The organism is Mangrovimonas sp. TPBH4 (genome assembly GCF_001280505.1).
Taxonomy (GTDB): domain Bacteria; phylum Bacteroidota; class Bacteroidia; order Flavobacteriales; family Flavobacteriaceae; genus Mangrovimonas_A.
In genome coordinates, this window is sequence record NZ_LBIO01000025.1 from 1 (window position 1) to 7359 (window position 7359).

General features: G+C 31.3%; 7 protein-coding genes. All 7 read right to left on the reverse strand.

The window, feature by feature from the left end; all coding sequences use genetic code 11:
- Positions 1-34: 34 nt before the first annotated feature.
- A complete protein-coding gene (asnB, locus tag ZA05_RS00565) occupies positions 35-1879 on the reverse strand; it encodes an asparagine synthase (glutamine-hydrolyzing) (RefSeq protein WP_053989921.1) in 1845 nt (614 codons plus the stop codon).
- 6 nt (positions 1880-1885) lie between these two features.
- Entirely contained in the window at positions 1886-2395 is a 510-nt protein-coding gene (locus tag ZA05_RS00570; RefSeq protein ID WP_053989922.1) for a DapH/DapD/GlmU-related protein, read from the reverse strand.
- On the reverse strand, positions 2388-3434 hold the full coding sequence (locus ZA05_RS00575) for a glycosyltransferase family 4 protein (RefSeq protein ID WP_082333629.1): 1047 nt from the start codon (positions 3432-3434) through the stop codon (positions 2388-2390). Before ZA05_RS00575 ends, ZA05_RS00570 begins: the two co-directional genes overlap by 8 nt.
- A 5-nt stretch (positions 3435-3439) precedes the next feature.
- On the reverse strand, positions 3440-4690 hold the full coding sequence (locus ZA05_RS00580) for an O-antigen ligase family protein (protein ID WP_157514474.1): 1251 nt from the start codon (positions 4688-4690) through the stop codon (positions 3440-3442).
- Positions 4687-5613, reverse strand: coding sequence for a sulfotransferase (locus ZA05_RS00585; RefSeq protein WP_197276025.1), 927 nt, complete (start codon positions 5611-5613; stop codon positions 4687-4689). The genes ZA05_RS00580 and ZA05_RS00585 overlap by 4 nt, the downstream gene beginning before the upstream one ends.
- A gap of 26 nt (positions 5614-5639) precedes the next feature.
- The gene (locus ZA05_RS00590) at positions 5640-6893 is read right to left on the reverse strand and encodes a flippase (protein WP_053989926.1); all 1254 of its coding nucleotides are present in this window, start codon (positions 6891-6893) and stop codon (positions 5640-5642) included.
- A 47-nt stretch (positions 6894-6940) separates the two neighbouring features.
- Positions 6941-7359: hypothetical protein (locus tag ZA05_RS18275; RefSeq protein ID WP_197276026.1), on the reverse strand; the 419-nt coding region annotated here is incomplete at its 5' end.

Here is a 7359-nt window from a genome sequence, read left to right on the forward strand (position 1 = left end):
ATAATTACCTTATATAAATTTGAAGACTTCAATTTTAATTAAAATTATCTTTAATCCAATAGAACATAACTATAATAGAAAACAATTGTTTCTCATAATTTACCTTTCCTTCTCTATGAAATCTAAAATACCTTGAAATTTCATTTATATTAAACAAATCTCTAAAAATACCCGAAGATTCAAGAATATCCCTTTCTAATTTACGCCCCACTTCACCTTCGAACCACTTTTTTCTTGGGGTCTTAAAACCTCTTTTTTTTCGATAAATTATTTCTTTTGGCAAATATTTTTCAGCTAACTTTTTATGCAGAATTTTGTTTTTAAACAAAGAAACCTTCATACTATTTGGTAAGCTTTCCGCAAATTCCATTAAGTCTAAGTCCAAAAATGGCACTCTTGTCTCAATTGAATGTCTCATAGAAATCTTATCAGTATATAGCAATAAATCATCTGCCAAATTCATTCTTGCATCCAAAGCCATCATTGCAGAAGTAGCATTTCTAGTATTTAAATTATAGAGCTCATAATTATACTTGATTAATTCATTCGTAAAAGCTCTTTCTTTAAAGTCAAATATATCATGATTTAGCAAGACCTTTAACATTGTGTCGTCAAATAGAGAATAAGATTCAGTGAACCCTTCTATAGTATCTTTGGCGTTAATCGCTTTTACAGCTCTTCTAACGTTGTCATTTCTTACTGTTCTCAAAGATCCTTTTAGGAATTGTGGTGTTTTTCGAAAAGACTCTATAAGTTCTTGGGGGTTATATCTATTGTAGCCTCCCCAAGGTTCATCAACACCTTGACCCGTTAAAGTTACTTTGTAACCATCTTGGTTAATTCTTTTGGATAAAAAATGAATCGGAAATATAGATTGGGTTCCTAATGGCTCCTCTACATAATTTATTAAAGAAGGTAATTCTTTTAAAAATACTTGTTCGTCTAAAATAACCTTTGTGTTTTTAACACCTATATATTTTGCCGAAATTTCAGCATCTTCTAATTCATTTACATCATTATTGGCATTTACATATCCCGCAGTATAGGTCTGTATATCTCCATCCGATTCCTCTTTTGCTAATTTCGCCAACAATGCTGAATCTACCCCTCCACTCAACAGCATTGATATTGGCACATCAGACATTAATTGTCTTTTAACAGCTTTTCTTAAAAGAAAGTCGTATTGCTCTAGAGCTTCACTCTCTGATATTTTAGAATTAATTTCTGGAACCTTTCCAAAATTAAACTTGGAGATAATTTTGTTTGAGGAGGTATTCACCTCAATAACGCAACCAGGATTTACTTTCTTAATATTCTTATAAAGCGTATAGGGAGATGGTGAGTATTTTAGCTTCAAGAAAGAAGACAATAAACTATGATCAAGCTCCTTTGAAGCACCCAAAGACAACAAACCTTTTATTTCAGATGAAAATGCTAACAACTTATCTTCTTTGGAATAATAGTAAAGTGGCTTTACCCCAAAAGGATCTCGAACTATAAAAAGTTTATTTTGCAATTTATCTAAAAAAGCAAAGGAAAAAATGCCATTGAACTTTTTAACTGCCTCCATACCATATTCACGTAAATAGTAAAGAATGGTTTCTGTATCTGAATGCCCTTTAAATTGCATTCCGGATAACTGTTTTCGAAGCTCCTGGTGGTTATATATTTCACCATTAAACACAATAGTGTAATTACCGCAATTAGTATGCATAGGCTGATTCCCTGCTTCTGATAGATCTACTATTGAAAGTCTGGTATGACCTAAGCTTACATTCTGCCATTTAAAATAACTTTGATAGTCTGGCCCACGATGGTGCAAAGTATTTAATGAGTTTTCTGAAATTTCTTTGTTTAATGATCCTATAATACCACACATTGTAAATTACCTATTTTTTATGAACTTAGCAGGGATTCCACCATAAACCGTATAAGCAGGCACATTTTTAGTGACAACTGCCCCTGCCGCAATTATACTTCCTTTTTCAATTTTAATCCCTGGCATAACAATAACATTCCTACCTAACCAAACATCATCCTCAATAATCACAGGATTGTCCACTTTTTTACCTTGTTTTGCCATGGGAATATCAGTTCTATCGTGATTATGCATATTTGCCAATAGACTTACATTTGGAGCAATCATAACATAATTACCAATAATAGCACCTTGGATGAAAACATTTTCATTTATCTGAACATCTTTTCCTATACTTACTTTTTTACCATTTCCTATATAAACTTTGTTCTCTATAAAAGTCTTATCAGAAGGTTTAAGGATTTTTAAAATTTTGGATAAATACCATACTCTTACCAAATTACCAATTCCAAAAAACCTTGAATTAGGCAAATACTGTATAAAAAAATAATACAATAATAATTTTAGTTTATGCACTTTTTACTAAATTTTTGTAAATGGTGTAAATTTTTTCACAAATAGCTTGTAAAGAAAGCTTCTTTACATCACATTGTGCGTAATCAGACAAATTTTGATAATCCTCCTCTGAAATAAATTTTAAATCGATTAAAAGCCTACTTAACTCATCGCTATCTTCACTTTCAAAAAAAAAGCCATTCTTACCATGTAATACCTGCTCTTTAAACCCTCCTACTTCTGAAACTATCGCAGGTATACCGCAAAACATTGCTTCTGCAACCACTAAACCAAAACCCTCTTCTCTAGAAGGTTGCACCAAAAATCTAGATTGATTAAACAAAAGTCTTAACTCCTCTTGAGACTTATCTATTTCTAGTGTAATATCATACCCTTGATTTATCAATTCATGTATTCTCCCCTCATACTTCAATCCTTTACCAACAATACAAAAAGAAATCTCTTTTGGTAATGATTCAATAGTTTTAAGAAGGATATCGATTCCCTTTACCTCAAAAAATGATCCAACAAATATATAATCGAAAATTTTATGCACACCTGCCATTTTATAAAATATTTTGGAATCAACTCCGGCAGATAATACTTCACCTTTTTTCAAGTTTAATTTAGACTCCACCTCCAAAAAGAGATCATTTCCAACTGCTATTGAAAAATCAATACATTTAGCCAAATTAATATATAACAGCCTATTACGATAGTTGACACGATTATTAATGTCAGACCCATGAAAGGTAACGAGAACCTTGGTATTGGGATGCATTTTTTTATAAATCCAAACTAGTATAATTAGTGGGAAAAAAAAATGCAAATGGACAACATCAAACTTCTTAAATAAATAAGGTAAAAATTTAAAGAATGCTCGAACATATTTAATCAAAGAGCCCAATTTTGATGTCAATTTTCTCTCCATATAGAAAATATCAACGGTATCTGCTTCCTTAAATTGTTTTCTTAATTCTTCAAACTGATTCTTCACAAAAATACCCGCATAAGCCTTCTGTTCACTTGGATACATATTTGAAACAATTAAAATTCTCATATCTATTAATGCGAATATATAAGTTTATCAACATTAACCATCAAAACAAGTACCAAGGCAGTTAATAGTGCGTAAAGGTTATTTGTTAACATCGGATTGGTAATAGAGTAAAATATAAACATAATAACCAAAGGTACTACCAATGTTTTGCGTGAAGTATACCCTTTTAAATATACAACTAGATAATAAAATAAAAAGATGAAAAAAATAATTCCCAATAAACCGTATTCTCCTACTATTGATGCCACGTTACTGTCGTAAATTCCCATTTTATTTGCAAAGTAATACCGATCTGCTTGCCCATATAAATCGTAGACCTTATCCCCTGATAGGACAGATCCAAATGTTGCTGCTCCGGTACCAAAAGGGAAAAAATCAAAAAATATTAACCCAGATAAATAAATCATATTTCCACGAATATAATGGCTAGAAAGGTCGAATGTATCTTTTATGTTTTCGTATATCGAGGGCACAAGGGTAGTAAAAAAACAAACATATATCAGTCCAAATATCCCTATCACGATTCCACTAAGCACCAGCTTATAATTTTGTTTTATTAATTTCCAATAAAAAACAACAAACAATATTCCAACTGCAAGCATAGCCGTTCTAGAATCGGTCAATACTATTACAATAAATAAAATAAGAACTTTTGTCCAATCCTTAAAAGTTAACTTAAGATCCTGAACTGCCTTTAAATTGAGTAAATAAACCAAATAAAGAACAGCTAGGTAAGCTAAATGGTTTGGATGTGTAAAAAAACCAACGTATCTAATATTGGGCCTGGCAAAAGTTACAACACCAGTAAAATGATTAAATCTCTCTCCCAAAATTAAATGAATCATCAACCCAAGACATGCCACGCCCATTATAAACAAGAAAAACTTGTTTAAAATCCAATAGTTACCTTTAAACAATTCAGCTATAGCTAATAGAACAATAAAAAACTTAATAGTAATAAGTGTTTGAAAAACAACCTGAAAAAAACTACTGTTCATTCCAAAAATTAAACTGACTATAATGGAGTAAATAATAAAAAATCCAACAAAAAAATGAATCAGCTTAAGTTTTCTATTTAGTAAAAAAATAGGTGTTAAAATAATAATTGAAATTAAAAAAACTATCTCATCTAAATATTCAAAAACTTTACTTTTAAATAAAACCATCAAAACACCTTTGAATACACTAAGAGTAACCAATATTAAAAAAATTGGCCTAACAATTTTATAGATACTATTATTTAAAAGTAATCTCACAGGTAATTATATTGCATCATCTGATTAAACGAATTCTTTTCGATAACTTCTATCTCATCACTTGACAACAAATCTTTCCACTTTCCTATAGATTTTGTATTAATAGGATTACCAATATTTGCATGATGAATATTGTACTTAACATCACCCAATTCATTTTTATGTTTCCAAAAAGACAGCATTTCGTTAGTATAAGAAATATTCAAAAACTCACATATTTTATTCAATTCAACCTCTGGTGACTTTACTAAATCTTCGTATTTTACCTGATAGAATCTATCTTTAGGCAACCTCCTTCGCAATATTTCCGCCTTTCGATTCGCTTCTTTCCAAAAATTCAAAGCCTGCAAATAGTCCTCGTATAAATTAGCCTTTACATATGAGCACACTACATCTCGAGGATCCCTAATAATATGGATGTATTGTGCCTTAGGAAATATTTTTGCAATTTTATCAATAAAAACAGTATTAATTGGTGTTTTGTCTCCCCACCTCTTTGCCTTAATACCCTGAAAATTAATATATGTATTATAAACCACATTAATAACGTTTGATAGGGACTGTTTAGCTGGAACTAGTTTTCTAGACTCCAAATGAGCGGTGGACAGATTTACCTCCCAAGTATAAAATTCTTTATAAGCCTCAAATTCGGAAACCACCATTGAACTCAAAATTTCCCAAGGTAAAAATGATAATGCTTTGTACCTCCTATAAATTCTTGGCCAAACATAAGATTCTGGTGGAATAGCAACCTCATTTCCTGCAACCAACATAGACCTTAAAAGTGTATTTCCTGAACGGCCTGAACCTATTATAAAAAAAGGACTAAGGGAATCATTAGAATGTGATATTTTATGACGCCTAGTTATATATCTTAAAATAATCTTCAAGGAATCAAAGATTAATACAACTAAAAAAGGCATTCTTGATTTTAGGATATTGTTCACTTTCATAATGTAAAATAACTGACTACATTCTCATTACGCTTTAGATATACGGCCCCATAAATATTCCAAAAGGCCATACTTACAACAGTAGCCATAGCAGCACCTATTCCTCCAAATTTCGGGGTTAAAGCAAAGTTCAAGGCTACATTTATTATTAAAGCTATAGTTACAATATTTTGATATACCTTTTGTTTTCCAATCATCTGGAAAATGATACCAACTGAACCTGATATGGAATTTATAAGTTGTCCGAAACACAGAACTATCAGTACTGTTGCCCCCATTAAAAATTCCTCCCCAAAAAGCCCCAACAAAATTCTATTAAACAATATAATTCCACTAACAACGAATAGGGTTATTACAAAGTTTATTCGCGTTGAAAATTTCACCAATTTTCTAAATTCTCCCATTTGGTTAGACTTGTAAAATGCTGCTATTTTAGGCGCTAAAATGGAGTTAATGGCCTGAAGAGAGAAGCTTGTAAGCGTTGCAATTTTTAATGCTACATTATAAATTCCAATTGTATCATCAGTTTCATAAATTCCCAAAACAAACGTATCTGCCCAACCCAAAAATACAATTATTGCTCCAGACAGCATCATGGGAAATGCTTGCCTTAAAAAGTACCAAGAATTAGTGTTTGAAACAAACCTAGGTTTCTCAAACTGTTTCACAGCAAAAACCATGCTTATAATAGCTAATAAAAGCACACCATAAAAATGGGCTTTTATAGCGCTTAAACCATCTTTTAAAAAAATCAACAAAGTGGTAAAAGCTATTAAGGAAAATATAAACCTCCCCGGGTTATTAAAAAAGGCAAAAAGACTATTCTTCTTAAAAGCTCTAAACAATCCAGCACAAACTAAAGTAATGGTCCAAAAGGGTATGGTTAAAGAAACCCATAAAATATAGGGTTCCAACTGTGGTTTTTTAAAAAAATCTATGGCCAAATTGCGCCTAAGAAGAAATAAAATTGAAGCTAATACTAACGATACAAAAAAAGCCTTAACCAATACCCTGAAGAATAATCCTGAGTCAGAAATATTATGCTTTTCCGCATAAAATGGAATTAAATTGACATCTATCCCCATACGTCCAAAGATACTCAAACACATAATTAGGGTAAAACTTATGGATACCAAACCCGTAACTCCTGCTCCGTATTCCCGGGCGATTAAATATGTAAACCCATAACCCGCCAAAAGTCCACCAAACCTTAAGATCAAAAAAGAAACCCCTTTGGTAAGGATTTCCATGTAGTCTTTATTCTCAATAACTCGATTTATTTTTTCTCTCACAAAAATTACTTAAATAATGAATCCAGCAAACTTTGTCTTGCAAAAATTGCTGGATGATGCTCTCCATTAACCCGTTTTGTAGTTAAACTAAATCCATTCTCTGAAAATTCTACAAACCGATTCCATTTCAAAAATCTTCTGTAGTTGGATTCTGTAATTAATATTTTTTGGTCACCATAAGAAAATTCAATTCCATTAAAATTAACCTTCTTCTCCTTTTTACCAAAATTCAGAATAAAACGACCATTTTCAAATTTAGTGCCAAAGTTTGCAACTATACCATGGTTGACATTTGCGTTTAAAACATTTTGTTCGATTTGAATATTCTTATGTTGACCTACCCCAACATCAATATTATTGAACATTAAAAAAAAAATATCCTCTTTATTACTACTAAGACCAACTTTTACTATAAAGTGTTCGC